The organism is Peribacillus sp. NPDC101481 (assembly GCF_044767165.1).
GTDB lineage: Bacteria > Bacillota > Bacilli > Bacillales > DSM-1321 > Peribacillus.
The window spans coordinates 994,940-1,018,587 of the sequence record NZ_JBIWNJ010000002.1; the positions used below are offsets into that span (position 1 = coordinate 994,940).

The 23,648-nt window shown below is 40.4% G+C and carries 28 protein-coding genes; all 28 read left to right on the plus strand.

Annotated features, from left to right (window positions below; translation table 11 throughout):
- The first annotated feature begins 149 nt into the window (after nucleotides 1–149).
- Entirely contained in the window at nucleotides 150–1,457 is a 1,308-nt protein-coding gene (trmFO, locus tag ACIROD_RS14865) for an FADH(2)-oxidizing methylenetetrahydrofolate--tRNA-(uracil(54)-C(5))-methyltransferase TrmFO (protein ID WP_402941805.1), read from the plus strand.
- A gap of 59 nt (nucleotides 1,458–1,516) precedes the next feature.
- Nucleotides 1,517–2,419, plus strand: coding sequence for a tyrosine recombinase XerC (gene xerC / locus ACIROD_RS14870; RefSeq protein ID WP_048684877.1), 903 nt, complete (start codon nucleotides 1,517–1,519; stop codon nucleotides 2,417–2,419).
- Between the two features lie 20 nt (nucleotides 2,420–2,439).
- Nucleotides 2,440–2,967, plus strand: a complete 528-nt coding sequence (hslV, locus tag ACIROD_RS14875) for an HslVU peptidase proteolytic subunit (RefSeq protein ID WP_048684874.1) — start codon at nucleotides 2,440–2,442, stop codon at nucleotides 2,965–2,967.
- A 12-nt stretch (nucleotides 2,968–2,979) separates the two neighbouring features.
- Entirely contained in the window at nucleotides 2,980–4,389 is a 1,410-nt protein-coding gene (hslU, locus tag ACIROD_RS14880) for an ATP-dependent protease ATPase subunit HslU (RefSeq protein ID WP_048684871.1), read from the plus strand.
- A 107-nt stretch (nucleotides 4,390–4,496) separates the two neighbouring features.
- Nucleotides 4,497–5,276, plus strand: a complete 780-nt coding sequence (codY, locus tag ACIROD_RS14885; RefSeq protein WP_057278408.1) for a GTP-sensing pleiotropic transcriptional regulator CodY — start codon at nucleotides 4,497–4,499, stop codon at nucleotides 5,274–5,276.
- A gap of 755 nt (nucleotides 5,277–6,031) precedes the next feature.
- Complete coding sequence (gene flgB / locus ACIROD_RS14890; protein ID WP_101224640.1) at nucleotides 6,032–6,427, plus strand: flagellar basal body rod protein FlgB; 396 nt, start codon at nucleotides 6,032–6,034, stop codon at nucleotides 6,425–6,427.
- Nucleotides 6,427–6,885, plus strand: coding sequence for a flagellar basal body rod protein FlgC (gene flgC, locus ACIROD_RS14895; protein ID WP_402941808.1), 459 nt, complete (start codon nucleotides 6,427–6,429; stop codon nucleotides 6,883–6,885). The genes flgB and flgC overlap by 1 nt, the downstream gene beginning before the upstream one ends.
- A gap of 23 nt (nucleotides 6,886–6,908) precedes the next feature.
- The gene (gene fliE / locus ACIROD_RS14900; protein ID WP_101224642.1) at nucleotides 6,909–7,217 is read left to right on the plus strand and encodes a flagellar hook-basal body complex protein FliE; all 309 of its coding nucleotides are present in this window, start codon (nucleotides 6,909–6,911) and stop codon (nucleotides 7,215–7,217) included.
- Nucleotides 7,218–7,310: 93 nt separating this feature from the next.
- On the plus strand, nucleotides 7,311–8,909 hold the full coding sequence (fliF, locus tag ACIROD_RS14905) for a flagellar basal-body MS-ring/collar protein FliF (protein WP_402941810.1): 1,599 nt from the start codon (nucleotides 7,311–7,313) through the stop codon (nucleotides 8,907–8,909).
- 13 nt (nucleotides 8,910–8,922) lie between these two features.
- On the plus strand, nucleotides 8,923–9,942 hold the full coding sequence (gene fliG, locus ACIROD_RS14910) for a flagellar motor switch protein FliG (RefSeq protein WP_101224644.1): 1,020 nt from the start codon (nucleotides 8,923–8,925) through the stop codon (nucleotides 9,940–9,942).
- Nucleotides 9,935–10,699, plus strand: coding sequence for a flagellar assembly protein FliH (gene fliH / locus ACIROD_RS14915; protein ID WP_402941812.1), 765 nt, complete (start codon nucleotides 9,935–9,937; stop codon nucleotides 10,697–10,699). The genes fliG and fliH overlap by 8 nt, the downstream gene beginning before the upstream one ends.
- 2 nt (nucleotides 10,700–10,701) lie before the next feature.
- The gene (gene fliI, locus ACIROD_RS14920) at nucleotides 10,702–12,021 is read left to right on the plus strand and encodes a flagellar protein export ATPase FliI (RefSeq protein WP_101224646.1); all 1,320 of its coding nucleotides are present in this window, start codon (nucleotides 10,702–10,704) and stop codon (nucleotides 12,019–12,021) included.
- A gap of 2 nt (nucleotides 12,022–12,023) precedes the next feature.
- Complete coding sequence (gene fliJ, locus ACIROD_RS14925) at nucleotides 12,024–12,470, plus strand: flagellar export protein FliJ (RefSeq protein WP_230177503.1); 447 nt, start codon at nucleotides 12,024–12,026, stop codon at nucleotides 12,468–12,470.
- A gap of 4 nt (nucleotides 12,471–12,474) precedes the next feature.
- Nucleotides 12,475–13,092: a MotE family protein gene (locus ACIROD_RS14930; RefSeq protein WP_402941815.1), complete on the plus strand. Its 618-nt coding sequence runs from the start codon at nucleotides 12,475–12,477 to the stop codon at nucleotides 13,090–13,092.
- A 25-nt stretch (nucleotides 13,093–13,117) separates the two neighbouring features.
- Nucleotides 13,118–14,422, plus strand: coding sequence for a flagellar hook-length control protein FliK (locus ACIROD_RS14935; RefSeq protein WP_402941817.1), 1,305 nt, complete (start codon nucleotides 13,118–13,120; stop codon nucleotides 14,420–14,422).
- 8 nt (nucleotides 14,423–14,430) lie between these two features.
- Nucleotides 14,431–15,066, plus strand: coding sequence for a flagellar hook assembly protein FlgD (gene flgD, locus ACIROD_RS14940; protein ID WP_402941819.1), 636 nt, complete (start codon nucleotides 14,431–14,433; stop codon nucleotides 15,064–15,066).
- 11 nt (nucleotides 15,067–15,077) lie between these two features.
- Nucleotides 15,078–15,224: a hypothetical protein gene (locus ACIROD_RS14945; RefSeq protein WP_402941821.1), complete on the plus strand. Its 147-nt coding sequence runs from the start codon at nucleotides 15,078–15,080 to the stop codon at nucleotides 15,222–15,224.
- 304 nt (nucleotides 15,225–15,528) lie between these two features.
- Nucleotides 15,529–16,794, plus strand: a complete 1,266-nt coding sequence (locus ACIROD_RS14950; protein ID WP_402941823.1) for a flagellar hook protein FlgE — start codon at nucleotides 15,529–15,531, stop codon at nucleotides 16,792–16,794.
- 52 nt (nucleotides 16,795–16,846) lie between these two features.
- Nucleotides 16,847–17,059, plus strand: a complete 213-nt coding sequence (locus tag ACIROD_RS14955) for a flagellar FlbD family protein (RefSeq protein ID WP_397315036.1) — start codon at nucleotides 16,847–16,849, stop codon at nucleotides 17,057–17,059.
- A complete protein-coding gene (fliL, locus tag ACIROD_RS14960; protein WP_101224653.1) occupies nucleotides 17,056–17,484 on the plus strand; it encodes a flagellar basal body-associated protein FliL in 429 nt (142 codons plus the stop codon). Before ACIROD_RS14955 ends, fliL begins: the two co-directional genes overlap by 4 nt.
- 53 nt (nucleotides 17,485–17,537) lie before the next feature.
- Nucleotides 17,538–18,536 carry a flagellar motor switch protein FliM gene (gene fliM / locus ACIROD_RS14965; RefSeq protein ID WP_402941825.1) on the plus strand — a complete coding sequence of 333 codons (999 nt, stop codon included), beginning with the start codon at nucleotides 17,538–17,540 and terminating at the stop codon, nucleotides 18,534–18,536.
- The gene (gene fliY / locus ACIROD_RS14970; RefSeq protein WP_402941827.1) at nucleotides 18,526–19,743 is read left to right on the plus strand and encodes a flagellar motor switch phosphatase FliY; all 1,218 of its coding nucleotides are present in this window, start codon (nucleotides 18,526–18,528) and stop codon (nucleotides 19,741–19,743) included. The genes fliM and fliY overlap by 11 nt, the downstream gene beginning before the upstream one ends.
- Nucleotides 19,744–19,760: 17 nt before the next feature.
- Nucleotides 19,761–20,123, plus strand: coding sequence for a chemotaxis protein CheY (gene cheY / locus ACIROD_RS14975; RefSeq protein WP_063231856.1), 363 nt, complete (start codon nucleotides 19,761–19,763; stop codon nucleotides 20,121–20,123).
- Nucleotides 20,124–20,138: 15 nt separating this feature from the next.
- Complete coding sequence (locus ACIROD_RS14980; protein WP_402941829.1) at nucleotides 20,139–20,798, plus strand: flagellar biosynthetic protein FliO; 660 nt, start codon at nucleotides 20,139–20,141, stop codon at nucleotides 20,796–20,798.
- The gene (gene fliP, locus ACIROD_RS14985; protein WP_101224657.1) at nucleotides 20,795–21,460 is read left to right on the plus strand and encodes a flagellar type III secretion system pore protein FliP; all 666 of its coding nucleotides are present in this window, start codon (nucleotides 20,795–20,797) and stop codon (nucleotides 21,458–21,460) included. Before ACIROD_RS14980 ends, fliP begins: the two co-directional genes overlap by 4 nt.
- Before the next feature lie 14 nt (nucleotides 21,461–21,474).
- On the plus strand, nucleotides 21,475–21,744 hold the full coding sequence (gene fliQ / locus ACIROD_RS14990) for a flagellar biosynthesis protein FliQ (protein ID WP_101224658.1): 270 nt from the start codon (nucleotides 21,475–21,477) through the stop codon (nucleotides 21,742–21,744).
- Between the two features lie 3 nt (nucleotides 21,745–21,747).
- Nucleotides 21,748–22,524 carry a flagellar biosynthetic protein FliR gene (fliR, locus tag ACIROD_RS14995; protein ID WP_402941832.1) on the plus strand — a complete coding sequence of 259 codons (777 nt, stop codon included), beginning with the start codon at nucleotides 21,748–21,750 and terminating at the stop codon, nucleotides 22,522–22,524.
- A gap of 1 nt (nucleotide 22,525) precedes the next feature.
- Nucleotides 22,526–23,608 (plus strand): flagellar biosynthesis protein FlhB, encoded by a 1,083-nt coding sequence (gene flhB / locus ACIROD_RS15000; protein ID WP_402941834.1) that lies wholly within the window; start codon nucleotides 22,526–22,528, stop codon nucleotides 23,606–23,608.
- Nucleotides 23,609–23,648: the final 40 nt, after the last annotated feature.

Below are 23,648 nucleotides of genomic sequence, written 5' to 3' on the forward strand. Positions count from 1 at the left end.
CTATCTGGCATATTCTTTAAATTATCTTTAGCAGGAATGAGTATTTCGGGTATAAATACATAGATATCGTTAAAAATGAAACTTTTATGAAAGCAGTTTTAATGATAAATGATCCTGTCTTATCATATCTATACATGGAGGTTCGAAAAATGAAAGAAACAAAAGTAAGTGTAATCGGTGCTGGGCTTGCTGGAAGTGAAGCGGCGTGGCAGTTAGCAAAAAGAGGAATTAAAGTCGATCTATATGAAATGCGCCCTGTAAAACAAACGCCAGCCCATCATACCGATAAATTCGCTGAACTTGTTTGTTCCAATTCACTTCGGGCAAATACGTTAACAAATGCAGTTGGTGTATTAAAAGAAGAAATGCGTATTCTGGATTCGGTCATCATGTCCGCAGCAGATGCTTGTGCTGTACCGGCTGGCGGCGCTTTAGCTGTTGATCGTCATGAATTTGCCGGTCTTGTTACGGAAAGGGTCAAAAATCATCCAAATGTAACGGTCATCAATGAAGAAGTGACGGAAATTCCGGAAGGTCCTACCGTCATTGCAACCGGTCCGCTTACAAGTCAGTCACTATCTGACAGCTTAAAGCAAATCATGGATGAAGAATACTTGTACTTCTATGATGCTGCCGCACCAATTCTGGAAAAAGACAGCATCAACATGGATAAAGTATATTTGAAATCCCGCTATGATAAAGGTGAAGCAGCTTATCTGAACTGTCCGATGACGGAAGAAGAGTTTGACCGCTTTTATGAAGCCTTGATTGCTGCTGAAACAGTTCCACTTAAAGAATTCGAAAAAGAAATCTTTTTCGAAGGCTGCATGCCCATTGAAGTAATGGCATCACGCGGGAAGAAAACGATGTTATTTGGTCCATTGAAGCCAGTTGGCTTAGAAGATCCAAAAACGGGAAAACGTCCTTTTGCTGTAGTTCAATTGCGTCAAGATGATGCGGCAGGAACACTTTACAATATTGTTGGTTTTCAGACACATTTGAAATGGGGTCCGCAAAAAGAAGTATTGCAGCTCATACCTGGATTGGAAAATGCGGAAATTGTCCGTTATGGAGTTATGCATCGAAACACTTTCATAAACTCACCTAATGTTTTGAAGTCTACGTACCAATTCAAGAATCGGGATGATTTATTCTTTGCCGGTCAGATGACTGGCGTCGAAGGATATGTAGAATCGGCTGCATCGGGCTTGGTTGCAGGTATCAATGCTGCAAGGATCGTCCAAGGATTGGATCCTATCATTTTCCCTGCAGAGACGACGATGGGCAGCATGGCAAGGTACATAACTTCGACGAATGGTAAGAGCTTCCAGCCGATGAATGCCAACTTTGGATTGCTTCCAGACCTTGAAGTGAGAATCAAATCCAAAAAAGAGCGGAATGAAACGCATGCTAAACGCGCTTTAGACACAATTCAGAACTTTGTGAAAAATTTGTAAAATATTTGCCTGCTGTTTTAAAGTATGATACTATTTATTAGCCTTTGCGAGGTGTTTCCATGATTAATCAAAAAAAGGCATTATCATCCTTCATCGAATATTTACAAATTGAAAAGAACAGTTCACATTACACCATTGAAAATTATAAACGTGATATTCACGAATTTTTTCTGTTCCTTAATGAACAGGGCATTGAGGACATCACGTCCGTTGAATATCTTGATGTCCGGTTATATTTAACGAATTTATATGAGAAAAAACTTTCTAAGCGCACTGTAGCAAGAAAAACTTCTTGTTTGCGGAGCCTTTATAAATTTTTACTACGTGAAGGTGATGTGAAGGATAATCCTTTTTCCCTTGCTTCTTTACCTAAAAAGGATCAAAGACTGCCACGTTTTCTCTATGAGAAGGAAATGGATCAGTTGTTTTCTTCTTTAAAGAAAGATTCACCGATAGGAATAAGGAACAATGCCTTACTGGAATTATTGTATGCTACAGGCATTCGCGTAAGTGAATGTTGTGATATTAAACTGCAGGATATCGATCTTTCCTTAGGGACGGTACTGATCCATGGAAAAGGAAAAAAGGATCGCTACGTTCCGGTTGGTAGATATGCACAGGAAGCGATAGATTTATACATACGTACAGCCAGGATGGAATTGACTTCGTCTGACGCCAAGGCGCATGTTTATTTATTTGTTAATTTTCGTGGAGACCCTCTGACACCTAGGGGAGTTCGCTATATATTGAATGAATTGATTAAAAAGTCAGCCGCAGATGGAAGTCTTCATCCCCATATGCTAAGGCATTCGTTTGCTACACACCTATTGAATAATGGGGCGGACATTCGCACGGTTCAGGAATTGCTTGGTCATTCAAAAATTTCATCAACGCAAGTGTATACGCATGTTACAAAAGACCAATTGAAAAAAGTCTACAATGCATCACATCCGCGGCCTTAAATGTTGAAAGGGGACACTTTATGACAACGATATTTGCAGTGCATCATAAAGGTGAATGTGCCATGTCCGGTGATGGGCAGGTTACTTTAGGAAATTCAGTAGTGATGAAGCATACAGCGAGGAAAGTAAGAAAAATCTTTAATGGTAATGTCCTAGCAGGTTTTGCAGGTTCCGTTGCAGATGCTTTCACTTTATTTGAGATGTTCGAAGCTAAACTTGAAGAGTATAATGGCAATCTTCAGCGCGCTGCCGTTGAAATGGCAAAGCAATGGAGAAGTGACAATGTATTGAGAAAGCTTGAAGCCATGCTAGTCGTGATGGATAAGAACCATTTACTGCTCGTTTCTGGCACCGGGGAAGTAATTGAACCGGATGACGGGATTCTCGCCATAGGATCGGGAGGGAATTATGCATTGGCTGCCGGCAGGGCATTAATGCGGTTTTCCAGCGACCACTTATCGGCAAAGGAAATCGCTCAATCATCTTTACAAATTGCAGCGGAAATTTGTGTATTTACAAATACGAATATAATCGTGGAAGAGTTGTAAGGAGGAGCGCAAATGTCAAAAAAAGCTAATTTAACACCGAGGCAAATCGTTGAAAAACTGGATCAGTATATCGTAGGGCAGCGTGAGGCAAAACGGGCAGTGGCAGTGGCTCTTCGGAATCGCTACCGACGTTCCCTTCTCTCGGATCAACTTCGTGACGAAGTCGTTCCGAAGAATATATTAATGATTGGACCGACAGGTGTTGGGAAAACAGAAATAGCTCGGAGAATGGCTAAATTGGTAGGTGCTCCTTTTGTAAAAGTTGAAGCAACGAAATTTACGGAAGTCGGGTATGTCGGCCGGGATGTAGAGTCCATGGTCCGTGACTTGGTGGAGACTTCCGTCCGCCTCGTGAAGGAAGAAAAGATGGCCAGTGTAAAGGAACGGGCAGAAGAAAATGCAAATCGCCGTTTAATAGAGCTATTAGTGCCATCCACTAAAAAACAGAGTAATTTCAAGAATCCTCTTGAAGTCTTTTTTGGAGGCAATAACAATCAAGACGAACAGGACCCGGAAGAAAATTCCGAAGATTTAAGTTTGCAGGAAAAAAGAAAAATCGTCGCTGAAAAGCTGGCTAATGGTGAGTTGGAAAGTGAAATGATAACGGTCGAAGTGGAAGAACAGGCTGCTTCGATGTTTGATATGCTCCAAGGTTCGGGAATGGAACAAATGGGGATGAACATGCAGGACGCTTTAGGAAGCTTGATGCCGAAAAAAAGCAAGAAGCGCAAATTGAAAGTAAGTGAAGCGAGAACCGTTTTAACAAATGAAGAAGCGGCAAAATTGATTGATATGGATGAGGTCACTTCCGATGCAGTATACGGGGCTGAGCAAAATGGGATTATCTTTATTGATGAAATAGACAAAATTGCAAGTAAGCAATCTGGAAGTTCATCAGCGGATGTATCAAGAGAGGGTGTCCAAAGGGATATCCTGCCAATTGTTGAAGGTTCGACAGTAGTGACTAAATATGGGTCAGTTAAAACGGATCATGTCCTATTTATTGCTGCAGGGGCCTTTCATATGGCTAAGCCATCCGACCTTATCCCTGAATTACAAGGGAGATTCCCGATTCGTGTTGAATTGAACAAACTGACTGTAGACGACTTTGTACGGATTCTTCATGAACCGGATAACGCCTTGTTAAAACAATATGTCGCTTTATTAGAAACTGAAGGTATAGAAATTGAATTTTCTGACGATGCTGTTCGTAAGATAGCTGAAGTGGCCTTCGAAGTAAATCAAAACACTGACAATATTGGTGCAAGAAGACTTCATACCATTTTGGAACGGTTGCTTGAAGACTTATCGTTTGAAGCTCCGGAAATAACGATGGAGAAGATTACAATTACCCCCCAATATGTCGAAGGTAAGCTTGGTTCTATCGCCCGGAACAAAGATTTAAGCCAGTTTATCCTTTAATTAAGAAACAATTTGGCAATGATTTGCCTACGCAATGAACATAAAATTACGGAAATACAACTTCATAGTTATTGTGAACCATGGTATTTTTAGGAGGAACAAATCAAATGAACTTATTAGCAAAAACAAGAAAAATCAATGCAATGCTCCAAAAAGCAGCTGGTAAAGCAGTTAACTTCAAGGAAATGGCTGAAAGTTTAAGTGAAGTTATCGAAGCGAATGTATTCGTCGTCAGCCGCCGCGGGAAATTACTTGGCATAGCGGTGAGCCAGCAAATTGAAAACGAACGCATGTACAAAATGTTGGAAGATAAACAATTCCCTGAAGAGTACACAAAAAACCTTTTCAATATTCCTGAAACCTCTTCGAACCTTGATATCGAAAGCGAATATACTGCTTTCCCAGTCGAAAATAAAGAGCTTTTCGCAACTGGATTAACAACGATCGTACCGATTATGGGTGGTGGAGAGCGTTTAGGAACATTAGTACTTGCCCGATTACAAGAAAAATTTCACGATGATGATTTAATTTTGGCTGAATATGGTGCGACTGTAGTCGGCATGGAAATCCTGCGTGAAAAATCAGAAGAGATAGAAGAAGAAGCTCGTAGTAAAGCTGTCGTTCAAATGGCGATATCCTCGTTATCTTACAGCGAATTGGAAGCAATTGAGCACATCTTTGAGGAGCTTAAAGGTAATGAAGGTCTGCTTGTAGCATCCAAAATTGCAGACCGTGTCGGCATCACGCGTTCCGTTATCGTAAATGCACTAAGGAAACTGGAAAGTGCAGGAGTCATTGAATCACGCTCTCTTGGAATGAAAGGTACTTATATCAAAGTATTGAACGATAAATTCCTACTTGAATTAGAGAAGCTTAAAAATAATTAACATACTAAAAAGGCAGTCCTTAAAAAGGGCTGCCTTTTTTTGTGATATTTGGATCTGTTGCTGTTCTGGGACTAACAGGCAAACGCAGGTGAATGGCAGGTGTAGAAAGGAAAAAAGGTAATAAGGATTAAATGGAAATGTGAATATAGGCATGTTTTCTATTAAAAGTAGTAAAGATAGTTGAATATTTCTTGAAAGGGTAATTATATTATTATAACTGTCGATATGATGGAAATGAATGATGATGTACTTTTAGATTTTAAAAATACTATGGATAACGGGGTACAGTCAGTTGGGAATTTTGTCGAATGGATCGGTACGTTAAAAAAACCGCTTTTTTTCAAAAAAAGAAAAAATGAAGTAATCATTTATTTTTCTTAAGAACCCTTTATTTAAAAGGGTTAAATCAACTAAAATGAAAAAAATAATTTAAAGTAAAATCGAAAATTAGTTCTAAAGTATCAGGTATATAGATTTGTTTTTCGATATGATATATAAGCTAATAGAAGTAAAATTTGGTTAATATGTAGAATATCATAATAAAATGTAATATAACGTCATATTAACCCTGTAATTTTACTAATAAAAACGACAAATTTGAGCAATTTGTGACAATTTTCGACGATAATAGGTCTAAAGTCTATATATTGTTTATGGACATAGTTATAATGTTTCTTTAAAATTAAAACGTAAATGCGCTGGGTTAATTTATTGATAAAGTAATTATTTGTTAATTATAGAAAGAGGTGATCGATGTGGAATTATTTTCGAATACTTTTCAATCGCTTGAAAATGCCCTTGATTATTCTAATGCCAAACAAAAAGTCATTTCACAGAACATAGCCAATTCGGATACGCCTAATTATAAAGCTAAAGAAGTCGACAAAACACAATCCTTTAAGGGAGAACTGGAATCTTCCCTGGAGTCATATCGTACCGATGAACGACATTTCACCTTCAAATCAGAGGGGAGTAATGCTTCTAACATCGTGACGCAGAAAAATGTCCGATATAACAATAATGGCAATAGCGTGGACGTTGATAAGGAAATGACTGATCTTGCTGCCAACCAGATTTATTATAATGCAGTAACCGACAGGCTTTCAGGTAAGTTTCAATCATTGCAGAATGTAATTAGAGGAGGTAAGTGATGGGAATCTTCCAAAGTATAAACATGACCGGATCTAGCCTGACGAGTCAAAGGGTAAGGATGGACGTAATCTCAGCTAATATGGCTAATGCCGATACTACCAGGGCGGTATATGACGCCGAATCAAAAACATGGAAGCCATATACAAGAAAATCGGTTGTGCTGCAAAGTAAGGAAAACGGTTTTTCAAGTTTCTTAAACGCAGCATCAGGAAAAACGAGCGAGGTAGGGAATGGAGTGAAGGTGACTGGAATAGTAAAAGATAAAACACCTTTTGAACTGGATTACAATCCTGAACATCCTGATTCCAATGAAGATGGTTATGTTGAAATGCCAAATGTCGACCCACTTCGGGAAATGGTTGATTTAATGAGTGTCACACGCTCATACGAAGCAAATGTGACAGTATTAAATGCATCAAAGGGAATGATGATGAAAGCTTTGGAAATCGGGAAATGAAAGTTTGAAAGGGGATTGTTGATATGGAGGGGATTTCTCTTTCAGCAGTGAACAATGCAAGTAATGTTCTGAAAAAAGAGCAAAACAATACTAATACACCATACGAATCGCAGCAAGATTTTGCGTCGGTATTAAAAGAATCAATGAATAAAGTTAACGAAGCACAAGTGGCATCTGATGATCTTACAACCAAATTGGTTAATGGGGAGAATGTTGAGCTTCATTCGGTGATGATAGCTTCACAAAAAGCCAGTGTTACCATGCAGGCTACATTAGAGGTTCGGAATAAGGTTGTGGAAGCCTACCAGGAAATGATGAGAATGAGTATATAGCATTCATTTTTTAACCTCATTATATAGAGAAAAATGACCAGGGGGAAAAGAAGTCCCCCAATCATAAATTCATAGACTGACCGGGGGATTTAAATGAATGAAGTACTAGTGAACTATAAAAACAAAATAACTGCTTACTGGACGAGCCGCAGTAAAAAACAAAAATTCATGATGATTGGTTCAGCGGCATTAATTATCATCATCATTACGGCAGTTTCAATTTTAACCACGCGTACGACGCTGGTGCCCTTATATTCCAACTTAACTCCTTCGGAAACGGGGAGCATTAAAGAAAATTTAGACAGTCAAGGGATTATGAATGAAGTTTCTGAAAATGGGACGACCATAAAAGTTCCAGAAGAAAAACTGGATTCACTTAAAGTGGAACTGGCAGCTGAAGGAATTCCGGAATCAGGCAGTATCGACTATTCCTTTTTTAGTCAAAGTGCCGGTATCGGAATGACTGAAAATGAATTCAATGTCATTAAACTGGACTCGATGCAAACGGAATTGGCAAGTTTAATAAAAAAGATTGATGGGGTAGAAGATGCCAGTGTTATGATCACCCTTCCTGATAAAGGAGTTTTTGTCAGTGATTCAGCTGGGGAAGCGTCAGCATCCATTGTATTGAATACGAAACCCGGTTATAAATTTGAAGAAAGTCAAATCAATTCCCTTTATCATCTGGTCTCAAAAAGTGTTCCGAATCTCCCTACAGATAATATCGTCATTATGAACCAAGAGTTTGAGTACTTCGATTATGAAAATGAAAATTCTTCTTTCGCATCCTCATTTGCTACCCAAAACGAAATAAAAAAAGAAATAGAACGCGATATTCAAAGACAGGTACAAAATATGCTTGGAACGATAATGGGGAGAGACAAGGTGGTTGTTTCAGTCACGACAGACATTGATTTCACTCAAGAAAATCGGGAAGAGAATTTAGTGGAACCGGTCGATGAAGAAAATATGGCTGGAATTGAGATTTCTGCGCAAAGGATCAACGAATCGTATAGCGGGGACGCAGCAGGTGCAGGAGGCGTTCCGCAAAGTGAGGATTCCTCGGATTCATTGGGATCGAGTTACGTTGAAGGCACAAACGGATCCGGTGATTATGAAAAAGTGGATGAAACGATAAATAGTGAAGTGAATCGAATCAAGAAAGAAATAGTCGAAAGCCCATATAAAGTCAAAGATTTAGGTATTCAGGTCATGGTCGAACCGCCCACAGCTGACGATCCAAATTCTTTATCTCAACAGAGTATGGATGATATTACACAAATCCTAGGTACGATAATCCGCACGACAATCGAGAAAAAAGCTGAAGGGGAAGAGCTGACGGACGAGGAGCTTAATAATAAAATTGCGATTTCCGTTCAGCAGTTTAATGGAAAAATGAAGTTGCAAAAAGATGAAACGAAACCTTCGTTACCAATATGGGCATACATAGTCGGCGGAGTGCTAATACTTGCCATTATCATTCTCTTAATCTTATTCCTCCGTTCCCGAAAGCAAGCTGAAATGGAAGAGGAGTACGTGGTTGAAGAGGAAGAAGTCGTATTCGATGTTCCGGATCTGAACAAAGAGAAGGAAACAGAAGCATCTTTAAAAAGAAAACAACTGGAGAAGCTGGCAAAAGAAAAGCCGGATGAATTTGCAAAATTATTAAGAAGCTGGATAGCAGAAGACTAGGAGGCTTAAGAAAATGACAGATAGAAAAAAAAAAGCCGGATTGACTGGCAAACAGAAAGCTGCCATCCTCCTTATTTCCTTAGGCCCGGATGTTTCTGCGTCCGTTTATAAGCATCTTTCCGAAGAGGAAATTGAGAGATTGACACTTGAAATTTCGGGAGTGAGGAAAGTGGACTCCCAAGATAAAGAGGAAATTCTGGAAGAATTCCATAATATTGCTTTAGCACAGGATTACATCTCCCAGGGAGGGATAGGATATGCCAAACAGGTACTTGAAAAGGCATTAGGGACTGATCAGGCAACCGCCATCATTAACCGTTTAACATCTTCCTTGCAGGTTCGTCCATTCGACTTTGCTCGAAAGGCAGATCCTGGACAGATCTTGAATTTCATTCAGAACGAGCATCCGCAGACCATTGCATTGATCTTGTCCTATCTTGATCCCACACAGGCTGGACAAATATTGTCTGAGCTTCCGCAAGAGGTGCAGGCCGATATTGCAAGAAGGATTGCTTTAATGGATAGCACTTCTCCGGAAATCATCAATGAAGTGGAGCAAATACTCGAAAGAAAACTTTCAGCGACTGTAACCCAAGATTATACACAGACTGGTGGAGTGGAAGCCGTTGTAGATGTGTTGAATGGTGTTGATCGCTCAACGGAAAGAACGATCTTGGATGCACTTGAAATCCAAGATCCGGAGCTTGCTGAGGAAATAAAGAAACGAATGTTTGTTTTTGAGGATATCGTGACCCTTGATGGCAGAGCGATTCAGCGTGTTGTCAGGGAATCCGATAACGAAGATCTTAAGCTATCGCTTAAAGTGGCTAGTGATGAAGTGAAGGAAATCGTTTTCCGAAACATGTCAAAACGTATGGTTGAAACGTTCCAGGAAGAAATGGAATATATGGGGCCGGTACGTTTGCGTGATGTAGAAGAAGCGCAATCAAGAATTGTTGCCGTCATTCGCCGACTGGAGGAAACTGGAGACATCGTGATTGCCCGCGGCGGAGGGGATGATATCATTGTCTAGGATTATCAAATCCCAGCAGGCTAACCAGGAGAAAAGCAAAAAGATAGCGATAAAAGTTCGCCCTTTTGACTTTCTTCAAAATGATGATGCAGATGAGCGAAAAAAACTTCATTATATTCAATCTGATGAATTTCTCAAAGATGCCAAACAGGAAGCGGAAACGTTATTGCTCGATGCTAAGCAAAAAGCCCAAGCGATTGCTGCTGAAATCCAGCAAGACCGAGAACAATGGGAGAATCAAGAAAAAGCAATGTTTATCGAACAAGCTCAAAAAGAAGGGTATCAGCAGGGAGTCGAAGATGGGATCCAAAAGGGTTATAGCGAGATTGCCGCGGAAATAGCTTTCGCAAAAGAAGTGGTGGAGTCCTCTAAAAAAGATTATCGGCACCATATCGAATCATCTGAAACCGTTATTTTAAATCTTGCCCTGAAGGTGGCAGAGAAAATTATCGGGCAACAGCTTGAAAGAGATGAAGAGTCTTTTTTATCCATAGTCAAAAGAGCCATCAAAGAAGTGAGGGATTGCCGTGAAGTGCAATTGCATATCCATCCGATCCGATATCAATCGATTCTTTCTCATAAAGATGAGTTGATGGCAATCTTTCCGAAAGATACTGAGCTGTATATCTTTCCGGATGATGAGCTTGAAGAAAGCAGCTGTATCATCGAATCCGATAACGGAAGGATGGATGCGAGTGTCGACAGTCAGCTGCAGGAAATAAAAGTGAAACTAACTGAATTGCTGGAAGGGGAATAAAGATGAAAACTAGAGACCTATTGCCCTTGGTTGATGAAGTTGATCCATTCAAACATTATGGACGGGTCAAACGTGTCGTGGGGTTAATGATAGAATCTCAAGGCCCTGAAAGCTCTGTAGGTGATGTTTGTTATATCCATACAGGCATACAAAAAAAGAAAAATCCAATCTTAGCCGAAGTGGTCGGTTTCCGTGATGAAATGGTTATTTTAATGCCATTTACAGCAGTTAGTGATATTGCTCCGGGCTGTATCGTGGAAGGGAGCGGACGGAGCCTTGAGATAAAGGCGGGAAGCGGGCTCATTGGCAAAGTAGTCGATCCATTGGGACATCCCATTGATGACTCACTCCTTCCAAAAGGTCTGGCGACAATTTCTGTGGATCAAGATCCGCCGAATCCGATGAAACGACCTCCCATTAATGAACCGATAGATGTAGGAGTCCGGGTGATTGATAGTTTATTAACAGTTGGTAAAGGACAGCGTGTGGGTATCTTTGCAGGAAGCGGCGTCGGGAAAAGCACGTTGCTTGGTATGGTAGCAAGGAATACGACGGCTGACTTAAACGTAATCGGTCTTATTGGAGAACGTGGCCGTGAAGTTCGTGAATTCATTGAGAAAGATCTTGGACCGGAAGGACTGGCACGATCAATCGTTGTAGTGGCGACATCTGATCAGCCAGCGTTGATGAGGATAAAGGGTGCTTTGACGGCAACTGCCATCGCGGAATATTTTCGTGATAAGGGATTGAATGTGATGCTGATGATGGATTCGGTCACGAGGGTTGCGATGGCCCAGAGGGAAATTGGACTTGCCATCGGGGAACCGCCGACGACAAAAGGGTATACCCCCTCCGTTTTCGCCATCCTGCCAAGGTTACTCGAAAGAACGGGTACAAATCAGCTCGGTACCATTACAGCTTTTTATACGGTACTCGTCGACGGTGATGATATGAATGAACCGATTGCTGATGCTGTCAGGGGAATTTTGGATGGTCACTTCATACTGGACCGGAACTTAGCCAATAAAGGACAGTTTCCAGCGCTCAATGTATTAAAGAGCATTAGTCGTGTAATGAATAATATAGTTGGTGACAAGCATAAAAACGCCGCGGAAAAATTACGGGCAAGTTTATCAACCTATATGGAGTCGGAAGATTTGATTAATATAGGAGCTTATAAGAAGGGTTCTTCCAAACAAATTGATAACTCGATTACACGCTATCCGGAAATCATTTCATTTTTGAAGCAAGGAACCCATGAAAAAGCTACCAAAGATAATAGTATCAATGCCCTTGTCGAATTGATGGAGAAAGGTGATTAATAATGATTTATCAATATAAATTCGAGAAGATCCTGACCATCAAAGAAAAAGAAAAAAACGATGCACTAGCTAAATATAATGCTGCTTTAAAAAAATTTGAAGAAGTGGCAGAAAAGTTATATAAGCTTTTAAAGAAAAAAGAAGAGTTGCTTGAGTTTCAACAGGAAAAGCTGCGAAATGGATTATCCATACAGGAAATTCGTCATCATCAGTTATTTATGGACAACTTGGAAAAACTCTTAAACCACTGTCAACAGGAAGTCATTGAAGCGCGATACAAGATGAATATTCAACGGGATATATTAATGGAAAGAAATATCGAGGTTAAAAAGTACGAGAAAATGAAAGAAAATGATTTTCTTAAATTCCTCGATGTCATTAAGGAAGCTGAGAACAAACAAATGGATGAAATATCAATCCGGCAATTCTTAAGCAAAGGCGTAAGGTGATGGAATGCGTAAAAAAAGTGAGTCTAATGGATTGGAAGAATTGGAAGAAAGCAAGATAAGTAAGTTTCAATGGTTTCTTGTCATCTTCATTCCATTAATCTTTGCGGTAACTGTAGCGTTGATCGTTTTTACAGTTGCAGGGGTGAATGTAATGGAAAAGGCAAAGGATATGTCTGCGAAAATACCCTTCATTGAATCGGATCAAAAGGATGAAGAGAAAGATAAACCAGCCAAGAGTGATGAGAAAGTTTCCATGAAGCTCGAAAAATTAGAAACCGAGATTGAAAACAAGGAAAAAGAGATGGACAAGCTTGAGAGCATCATCGATACACGCGACAAGGCCATTGAAAAGGCAGAAGCAGAAAAACAGCAGCTTCAAACAGAAATGAATCAACTTAAAGATAGTCAGAATAATAGTAAACAAGCGTTCAAGGATATAATTCGTACTTATGAAACCATGGCTCCGAAGAAGGCTGCACCTATCATTACCGAAATGAATGATGAAGATGCATTGGAGATTCTCTCAAGTATGAAAGCAGCCACTTTAGCTAAGGTTTTGGAGCAAATGACAACGGCTGATGCTGCAAGGTTAACGAAGAAACTAACGGAACAAAGTCCTTAAGTGGAAGGAGTTAGGAGGTGAATATATGAATTCTCCCATTAATTCTTTACTTCCCTTGGCATCATTAAGTCTAAAGGTACCAATTAAGCCAAATCAGCAAACTAATTCAGGGTTTGGATCAGTCCTTCAATCAGCGATAGGGGCAGAACCTCCCATTCCATCGGATATAGGCGGCAACCCTGAAGGACGAATGTCTGAAATAAACGATTTGCTTGGTTTTTTGAAGCTTGAAAGGTTAAGTGATACAGGGGAAGAGAGTCCAGCCGTTGACCCTTCAGTGAACAAACAAGACAGCAACCTTATTTTACAGGCCCTAAAAAATATAGTTGGAAATGATGAGGGTGCGCTGGATGATTTCTTTGCGAGCATCGAGGAACTGGATTTAGAACAAGAAGGTGATGACTTCAGCCTGAATCCACAAAGTTTGTTATCAGCCAATGTGATGGAACTGTATACCACCCTGAAAAAAATTACTTTATTGAGCGAAGAAGAATGGCATGACCTACCATTATCTGGTGTGGTGAATCTCTTGAAATTGGTGAAAGTTCAAGATCTTCTCTCGGAGAATAAGCACATGACACAAGATGAAGCGGCCATGCAGAAACAAATGAAACACCTGCTTGAAGGGATAACGGGGAAGCTGGAGAAATGGCTGTCCATTCAACCAAAATCAAAAACAGAACCTGACCAATCCAACACTTTGGAGACAGGGCAAACTAAAGCAATAGAAACATTTAAAAGCGCATTCCCTCATTCATCTGGGAGTGACAAGGTAAATAAAGACGGAGCAGTCGCTAGCAGTGTGACTTTGCAGAGCCTGGATAGCGGTAAACATCAAGGGTCTGGTATGCCTTTTTTCATGACAAAGCTGGAGCAATTCGTCTTGGCAGCTCCCAAAGTTGAGCAAACTGCCAGTCAAGGAGAGTTCGTTAAGCAATTTGAAAATATTCTAAGTAAGGCGAACTTTAGCGTAATTAACGGTGTAAATAAACTGTTGATCAGATTGAATCCTGAACATTTAGGGTCCCTAAGAATCGAGCTGATTCAAAAGGATGGTATGCTTTCAGCCAAGATTCTAGCTACTACTGCACAGGCCAAAGATATGCTGGAGAATCAGATTCATGGTTTAAAACAAGCGTTTAGCGGACAAAACATTCAAATTGAAAGAATTGAAATATCACAGACCTTCAATGCTTTTTCTGAGAAATTCAGCCAGAAAGATGCGGATGAACATAATGAACAACAGGAGAGTAAGGAAGAAAGTAATGATGAGACGGAAAGCGAATTTACGGGATCCCTTGCCGATGCTTTGTTAAATCTGGAAGTGTAGGTGAAAAAATGACGACCATCGATACGTCACTATTATTATCAAAATCTCAAACTGAAAACAGAAAAAACGGGGATGCATTGGGAAAAGATGATTTCTTGAAATTGCTGCTTACCCAGCTTCAAAACCAAGATCCGTCAAGCCCGATGGACAATACGGAATTCATCGCCCAAATGGCCACTTTTTCTTCTCTGGAACAGATGATGAATATGGGAGCCCAAATGGAAGAAATAATCGGGATCAATCAACAAAATAGTTTAATGAACTATAACTCTTTTGTCGGAAAGGAAGTCACTTGGCATAAACTGGATGAAGGCGATGATGACCTTGCGATAGAAGAAGGAACAGGCATGGTTAAATCGATCCAATATAAGGGTGATGGCGTTTATTTTCTTTTAGAAGATGGCACAAAGCTTGAACCCGCAAATATCTCGGCAATGAAACAAACAAGTTCCACGTCGAATAGCTTGACGGCGGCAAGTGAATTAATAGGCAAGCGCGTTTCCTGGATGGATGAAAAAAATGGAGAGACATCAGCTGTAGTAATCTCGGTATCCATGAGTAATGGCAAACTGCAAATTGAAGTGGATGATGAAAACAAAACCAAGTTATCATCAGAGCAATTGATAAAAATCGCTGAAGCTTAAGGGGCGGGAATATGAATAAACTTGGTTTTTCAAGCAAATTCCTCTCAGCTGATGCCACAAGAAAATTGCCGTTAAGGCAAAGGCGGATGATCCAGCAAGGCTTCCAACAGCATTTTCAAGCTGCTGTCTGCACAAAATCAAAAATTTGCCATCAGTAAACATGCTCAATTTCGGATGAGTCAAAGGAGAAATAGCGTCATAAACCTGGGACAAATTGCTCTTAAAGCCAATGAGGCCAAAAAAATGGGTGTAAACGAATTTCTTATCATTACAAAGAATTCGGCACTGATAGTAAGCCCGAAAAACAATATGGTCATCACAAGTCTAACAGGGAAGAAGCGACGTTCAAATTTTCACGAACATCAACGGAACCATAATTTTAGATAAATAGGCTGGACCTGAAAGAGGAGCCTGGACTGTGGAATGACGGAAGCAGTCTATATATGAAAGGGGAGCTTTATCATGCTTCGTTCAATGTATTCGGGAATAAGCGGATTAAAAAACTTACAAACAAAATTGGATGTTATTGGTAATAACGTCGCCAATGTCAATACATATGGTTTCAAAAAAAGCCGTGTGACATTCAGCGATGCAATGAACCAAACGGTATCTGGTGCAAGTGCAGCAACAGCCAATAAAGGAGGAACCAATTCTAAACAAATTGGATTGGGGTCCACGATTGCTACAATCGATACCATCCATACACAGTCAAGCCTGCAAACCACCGGCCGCGATCTTGATTTAGGAATATCCGGTGATGGCTATTTCGTCGTCAAGCAAGGCGATTCTCTTTCATATACACGCGCAGGAAACTTTTACCTGGATGATAATGGTACCCTTGTCAACGCGAATGGTTTGAAAGTGCAGGCTTACAAGGTTGATGAAAACGGGAAACGATCAAAAACGATTGGCGATGTTGCTGTTAACGTCAATGCGATTTTACCTGCCATTACCACCACTAAAATATCAGTAAGTGGAAATCTAGCTGCTGACGCAATTGATGGTACCGTATTTAGCCAGCAAATGAAAGTTGTGGATGACAAGGGTAAAGAACAAACGGCAACTATCTTTTTCCAAAAAAACGGTGATGATAAATGGGAGGTTTTTGATGAAGAACCTGGTCCTTTGGGGGATACATCAGCTACTAAACCAAAACCGTTCACTACGATAAATTTCGACGCTAATGGTCAGATAGTGGCAGCTGATAAAACCCAGGCTGGTCAAACCATAAACATTTCAAGCGGCAAAGAGGATGACTCGGATACTGCAGTCGATGAAAGCGTACAAAAAGTTAATTTGGATTTTGATTTCTCGAATCTTACTCAAGTTAAAGGTTCCACCACTGCTCTTGTAAATCCGAATGGTAATAAAGAAGGTAAACTGGAAAGTTTTAATATTGGTTCATCAGGGGAAATAAATGGCGTTTATTCCAACGGTCTGATCACTACCTTAGGCCAACTTGCCGTCGCCAAGTTTTCCAATGCATCTGGCTTGACGAAAACCGGTGGCAATACTTTTCAGGAATCAATAAATTCAGGTACTGCAAATATCAATATCGCAGGTGAGGGGCGCGGTGTGATTGCATCAGGTTCTTTGGAAATGTCCAATGTGGATTTATCCGAAGAGTTTACTGAAATGATCGTTGCTCAACGTGGTTTCCAGTCAAATTCGAGGATCATCACGACGTCGGATGAAATTCTACAGGAATTGGTTAACTTAAAACGATAGGTTAAGGGAGGGAGGAGCCAGGTGCTTTTTGCCCTAGCTCCTAAATATCATTATCAAAGTCACAAGGCTAAATGGAAAATGCTTTTATATCAATGCATTGTACATAGACACAGTCGAGTCATTGCCAGATACGACCATTACCTTTACAAATGGTAAGAAAATCGTTGTGCTAGAGAAGGAAGAGGAACTGGTTGAAGGTATTATACAATTTTATCGTACTGTTAATATTCTCGGTTTTCGTAAGGATGTGGAGGAAAGTTCATGAAAAAAAATCTATTGACCATTATGTTGATTATACTCGTGGCTATAACGCTTGTTGGTGTCATAGCGGTCGTAGTTGTGACAAAGTTATCTGAGCCCACATCTGCCGAAGATAAACCTAGCATTGACGAAATTATCAAATCATCAGTTGAGATTCCTGAAATTACTACGAATCTTGCCGGCAATGATTATATCAAAATCTCATTTACGGTCCAAACAGAAAATAAAAAAGCAAAAGAAGAGTTGGAAAAAAGAAATTTTCAAGTGAAAAATATCATCATTACCGAACTATCAGAAATGAAAGCGGAAGAGTTAACCGGTAAAAAAGGCAAGGAAAAGCTTCAAGAAGCGTTAAAGACTAGAATGAATGAATTAATGGAAGAAGGAAAAGTTGAAAAGGTTTATATAACCTCCTCGATTCTGCAATAAGAACATCCTTGCTTCATTAAATTAAGAAGGAGAAGCTTTGGAGGTGAGTGTTAATGTCCGGGGAAATATTATCGCAAAATGAAATCGATGCTTTGTTATCGGCCATTTCCACAGGTGAAATGGATGCAGATGATTTAAAAAAAGAAGAAGTAGAAAAAAGAGTGAAAGTATACGACTTTAAAAGGGCGCTTCGGTTTTCTAAGGATCAAATCCGGAGTTTGACCAGGATACACGAGAACTTTGCAAGGCTGCTGACCACATACTTTTCTGCTCAGCTTAGAACATATGTCCAAATATCCGTTGCTTCGGCAGATCAAATACCTTACGAAGAGTTTATCCGATCGATTCCTAAAATGACCATCATGAATGTTTTTGAGGTGCCGCCCTTGGATGGCCGGATCATTCTTGAGGTCAACCCGAATATCGCTTATTCCATGATGGATCGCGTTTTGGGCGGGCGGGGCATAAGCGAGAATAAGGTGGATAGTTTAACGGAAATAGAAACGAAGATCATGTCGAATTTATTCGAGAAAGCTTTTGAAAATTTACAGGAGGCTTGGGGAACGATTGTTGAAATCGAGCCGGTGATGACAGAGTTCGAGGTGAATCCACAATTTTTACAACTGGTTTCACCCAACGATACTGTTGTGGTCATTTCCTTGAATACACAAATCGGCGAAACGAGTGGAATGATTAATGTTTGCATTCCTCACGTCGTATTGGAACCGATCATACCAAAGTTATCCGCTCATTATTGGATGGAAAATTCCCAAAAGGAAAAAATCCCGGAGGAAATCATGATTTTGGAAAAGCGTATCCGAAACGCAGATCTTCCCATTATTTCCGAACTTGGTTCCAAGGACATCACCATCGAGGATTTTTTGCTGCTTGATGTTGGCGATGTCATCGATTTAAATAAGGCAATCGATGAACCTTTGACGATTACCATTGGAGGGATTCCAAAATACAGCGGGCAGCCAGGAAAAGTAGGAAAAAAACATGCTATCCAGATTCTTGATATTTTGAAAGGGGGAGACGAGGATGGTAAGTGATGGAATGCTTTCGCAAGACGAGATAGATGCCCTTTTAAAAGGTACAAGTGATATAGAAGATGAGGTGTTCCCTCTCTCGATTGACGATTATTTATCCATGATGGAACTCGACGCCCTCGGTGAAATCGGTAATATCTCCTTCGGAAGTTCGGCCACTGCCCTATCCACTTTGTTGAACCAGAAAGTGGATATCACCACTCCGACGGTTACATTGATTGAAAGGGGACAGATCGCGGAAGAATTCCCGCATCCGTATGTAGCGATACAAGTGCAATATACAGAAGGTTTTTCAGGTATAAATATGCTGGTCATCAAGCAGAGCGATGCTGCTATCATTGCGGATTTGATGCTTGGGGGAGATGGAGAGAATCCTTCTGACCTGCTTGGGGAAATTCAATTGAGTGCTGTTCAGGAAGCCATGAACCAAATGATGGGTTCTGCTGCGACTTCCATGTCGACCATTTTCAGTAAAAAAGTGGATATTTCTCCACCTAGCATAGATTTACTTAACTTTTTAAATGGTGAAGGTGAAAATGCGATACCGGACGAGGATTTATTTGCAAAAATCTCATTCCGTCTCCGTGTCGGCAGCTTAATTGATTCCAGTATCATGCAATTGCTGCCGTTAGAGTTTGCTAAAGGGTTAGTTTCCGAATTATTAAATGGAACGGGCGAAAGCGATCCTGCCGAGATGAAAACGCAAAAAGTACTAAGTGAACCAGTAACAAACATTCCAACTCAGGAGCGGGCACCATTACAGGACAGCCGGTCTGATCGATCGGCAAATGAAACTTATGGACAAGTCGATCACCAAACCCAACCTATGAACCAAATACCGAATGTACCACAACATTTTGGTGTTTCATCCGTACCAACAGGACAGCCGGTAAATGTTCAGCCTGCCAGTTTCACCAGTTTTCAGCCTTATCAGCTTCAGGAGTCTGAAACGAAAAATCTCAGCATGCTGATGGATATCCCTTTGCAGGTAACTGTGGAGCTTGGAAGAACGAAACGCTCCGTCAAGGATATTTTGGAGCTGTCCTCCGGATCGATCATCGAATTGGATAAATTAGCGGGAGAGCCAGTGGATATCCTGGTAAACAGCCGCTTGATAGCAAAAGGCGAGGTAGTGGTTATTGATGAAAACTTTGGAGTGCGTGTTACGGATATCATGAGTCAGAGTGACCGATTAAATAAAATAAGATAATTTGGGGGACGAAAATTATGGCTAATAGAATTTTAATTGTGGACGATGCAGCATTTATGAGAATGATGATTAAGGATATCCTTTCAAAAAATGGCTTTGAAATAGTCGGGGAAGCAGCAGATGGCGCCCAAGCGGTGGAAAAATATAAAGAAACTCACCCGGATCTTGTAACGATGGATATTACCATGCCTGAAATGGATGGAATTACAGCATTAAAGGAAATTAAAAAGGTAAATCCTCAAGCTAAGGTCATCATGTGTTCAGCGATGGGACAGCAAGCAATGGTCATTGATGCAATCCAGGCGGGTGCAAAGGACTTTATCGTGAAGCCATTCCAGGCAGACCGTGTTTTGGAAGCCATAAATAAAGCATTAAGTTAAGAGGGTGTCTTCATATTGTTTTTAATTAAAAAATGGCTTCAGGTCTCACTGATGATAGCAGTATTCTTCTCTGGGGCGATACAGGCCCATGCGGAAGATCTTGAAAAAACAGTGAAGGATGTTTATGAACAGCCAGATGATTTAAAGGTGGATAAAGGTGAATCAAAAGGCTCGAAATCTACCAAACAGACAACGAATCCTGACAAAGTGGGGATAACCGTTTGGGAGTTTCTGAGGATGATATTTGCTACTATTTTTGTAGTGGCCCTTCTATATATCCTATTAAAGTTCATCAATAAAAAAAGTAAATCATATCAAAAGGCAAATTCAGTGGAGAATTTAGGCGGTACGAGCCTTGGCGCAAATCGTTCTGTCCAGCTTGTTAAAGTCGGCGGGAGAATATTGGTGATCGGGGTCGGTGAAAATATTCAGCTCTTGAAAGAAATAGATGATCCAGAGGAATATGAACAGCTTTTGAAAGATCACAACGATAAGATCGATCAAATGATCCAGCCAGGGGAACTTGCAATGAAGTTAAAAAATAATTGGTTGAAGAAAAGCGGATCCGAAGCCTCCAGTTTCTCTGCAGAGTTCAAAAATCAACTTGATCAATTGTCTGCTAGCAGGAAAAAGCTGTTAAAGGAGCTTGATAGGAAAGGAAGAGACAATGAATGAATGAGTTCATGGAGTTTTTTAATAACAGTGATCCCACTAATGTCTCTACTTCCGTCAAACTTGTTCTACTGATGACTGTCTTATCGCTGGCTCCAAGCATATTGATCCTGATGACCTGTTTTACTAGAATCATCATTGTCCTGAGCTTTGTGAGAACATCGCTAGCTACACAGCAGATGCCGCCGAATCAGGTGTTGATCGGCCTGGCACTTTTCATGACATTTTTCATAATGGCTCCGACTTTTCAGGAAGTGAATGAAAAGGCATTAACCCCGTTATTTAATGAAGAGATAGATTTAGAAGAAGCATATGTACAGGCCTCGATACCATTTAAGGAATTCATGAGTGCCCATACAAGACAGAAGGACCTTGAGCTATTCTTGGAATATGCCAAGGTGGATAAGCCTGAAACGATACAGGACATTCCCTTGACGGCCTTTGTACCTGCTTTTGCAATCAGTGAAATCAAAACAGCTTTTCAAATAGGTTTCATGATTTTCATTCCCTTTTTGGTTATTGATATGGTGATTGCAAGTGTCCTGATGTCGATGGGGATGATGATGTTGCCGCCAGTCATGATTTCCCTGCCATTTAAAATCCTCCTTTTCATTCTTGTAGACGGATGGTATTTAGTGGTGAAGTCTTTATTACAGAGTTTTTAAGCAGGTGAGAAAAAATGAGTGCAGATTTTGTTATTGATATAGCAGAAAAAGGAATTTATATGGTATTGATTATCGCTGGCCCATTGATGGTAATCGCTCTTATTGTAGGACTATTAGTAAGCATCTTTCAGGCAACTACACAGATTCAGGAACAAACCTTGGCATTTGTTCCGAAAATCGTCGCAGTCTTATTGGGACTCATTTTATTGGCTCCATGGATGTTGAGCCACCTATTATCATATGCAAATGAAATATTCGGTAATCTGAATCGATTTGTAGGGTAGGGCATGGAGGAATTATTTCCGCACTTTCCCGCCTTTTTATTAATTGTGGTAAGGGTCACTACGTTTTTCGTGGCCATGCCGATTTTTTCGTACCGTTCTATACCGGTACAACATCGGGTCGGGCTTGGAATCTTCCTTGCCTGGATCATGTACTACACCATTGATGCTCCGGTTCTGGAATTGGATGTCACATTTTATTTATTGATCATGAAGGAAGCGCTTGTTGGCCTTTTCATTGGGTTTGCAGCGTATATGATTTTATCGGCCGTTCAAATGGCTGGCGGATTGATTGATTTTCAAATGGGTTTTTCAATAGCGAATGTCATCGATCCCCAAACGGGGGCACAAAGCCCGTTGATGGGACAATATCTTTATACAATCGCTCTATTATTCCTATTGAGTACTAATGGCCATCATTTGCTTTTGGATGGAATTTTTTATAGTTATCAGTTCATCCCGATTGACCAATTATTTGTACCATTCGGAGATCATGCGCTGATAGAATACTTGGCCAAAGCTTTCAGCAAAGCTTTCATGATTGCTTTTCAAATGTCCATACCTGTGGTGGGAAGTATTTTCTTAGTGGATGTCACGTTAGGGATACTTGCCAGGACAGTTCCTCAATTAAATGTATTCGTTGTTGGGATTCCAGTGAAAATCATTGCCGGCTTAGCGGTTATCATACTGGTAATGGGGATGATGATGACGGTTGTCACCCAACTCTTCAATTTCTTGCTTTTGACGATGCGTAACCTAATGCAGTTGATTGGAGGCGCATGATATGGTGAGGTTTCAGCTGGATTTGCAGTTTTTCGCTGGTGAAAAGACCGAAAAGGCGACTCCCAAAAAACGTCAGGATTCGAAGAAAAAAGGTCAGGTGGCAAAGAGTCAGGATGTAAATACCTCTGTGAATTTAATTGCCGTGTTTTCTGTGTTATTGCTTATGGGACCGTACATGTATAATCATTTGCTCGGTCTTACGAAAGAATATCTGCAACATTTTACCTTGGCTGGATTCAGTGAGGAGAATATGCAAATTATCATGATAGAGGTTTTAAAGGAGATGGGCCTTATCCTAGGACCCGTTTTTGCAGCAGCGATAGTCGCTGGGATATTGGCTAATGTCATGCAAGTCGGGTTTCTGTTTTCGACTGAATCCATACAGTTCAAACTTGATAAATTGGATCCCATTAAAGGATTCAAACGTATTTTTTCAATGAGGGCCATTGTTGAGTTATTGAAATCCATTCTTAAAATATCATTTGTTGGTTTTGTTGCCTTTTATGTACTATGGCAGCGCATGGACGAGATTATGATTTTATCACAGATTTCTGTGGAAGAAGCGATGGCAACATTGGCGGATATTACGATTAAAGTAGGATTTTATGCTGCCGTGGCTTTATTGTTCATTGCTCTATTAGACTATTTGTATCAAAAATATGACTTTGAAAAAAACATCCGGATGTCCAAACAGGATATTAAGGATGAATATAAAAATTCCGAAGGGGACCCGCTCATCAAATCCAAGATAAAGCAAAAGCAGAGGCAGATGGCCGCTCAAAGAATGATGCAGGAAATTCCCAATGCGGATGTCGTCATCACTAACCCGACGCATTTTGCTATTGCTTTAAAATATGATGAAGAAAAAGCTGAGGCTCCGTATGTAGTGGCAAAGGGCGTTGATTTTGTTGCCCAGAAAATTAAATTCATTGCCAAAGAAAATGATGTGATCATGGTGGAAAATCGGCCTTTGGCGAGGTCTATATATGATCAAGCTGAATTAGGCCAAGCGATACCTGAAGAGTTCTTTAAGGCGGTCGCTGAAATACTGGCCTTTGTATATAAAACCAAAGGTAAACTGTAAAGAAGTAATAGGGTAACCCGCTAGTTAGGAGAGAAAAAAC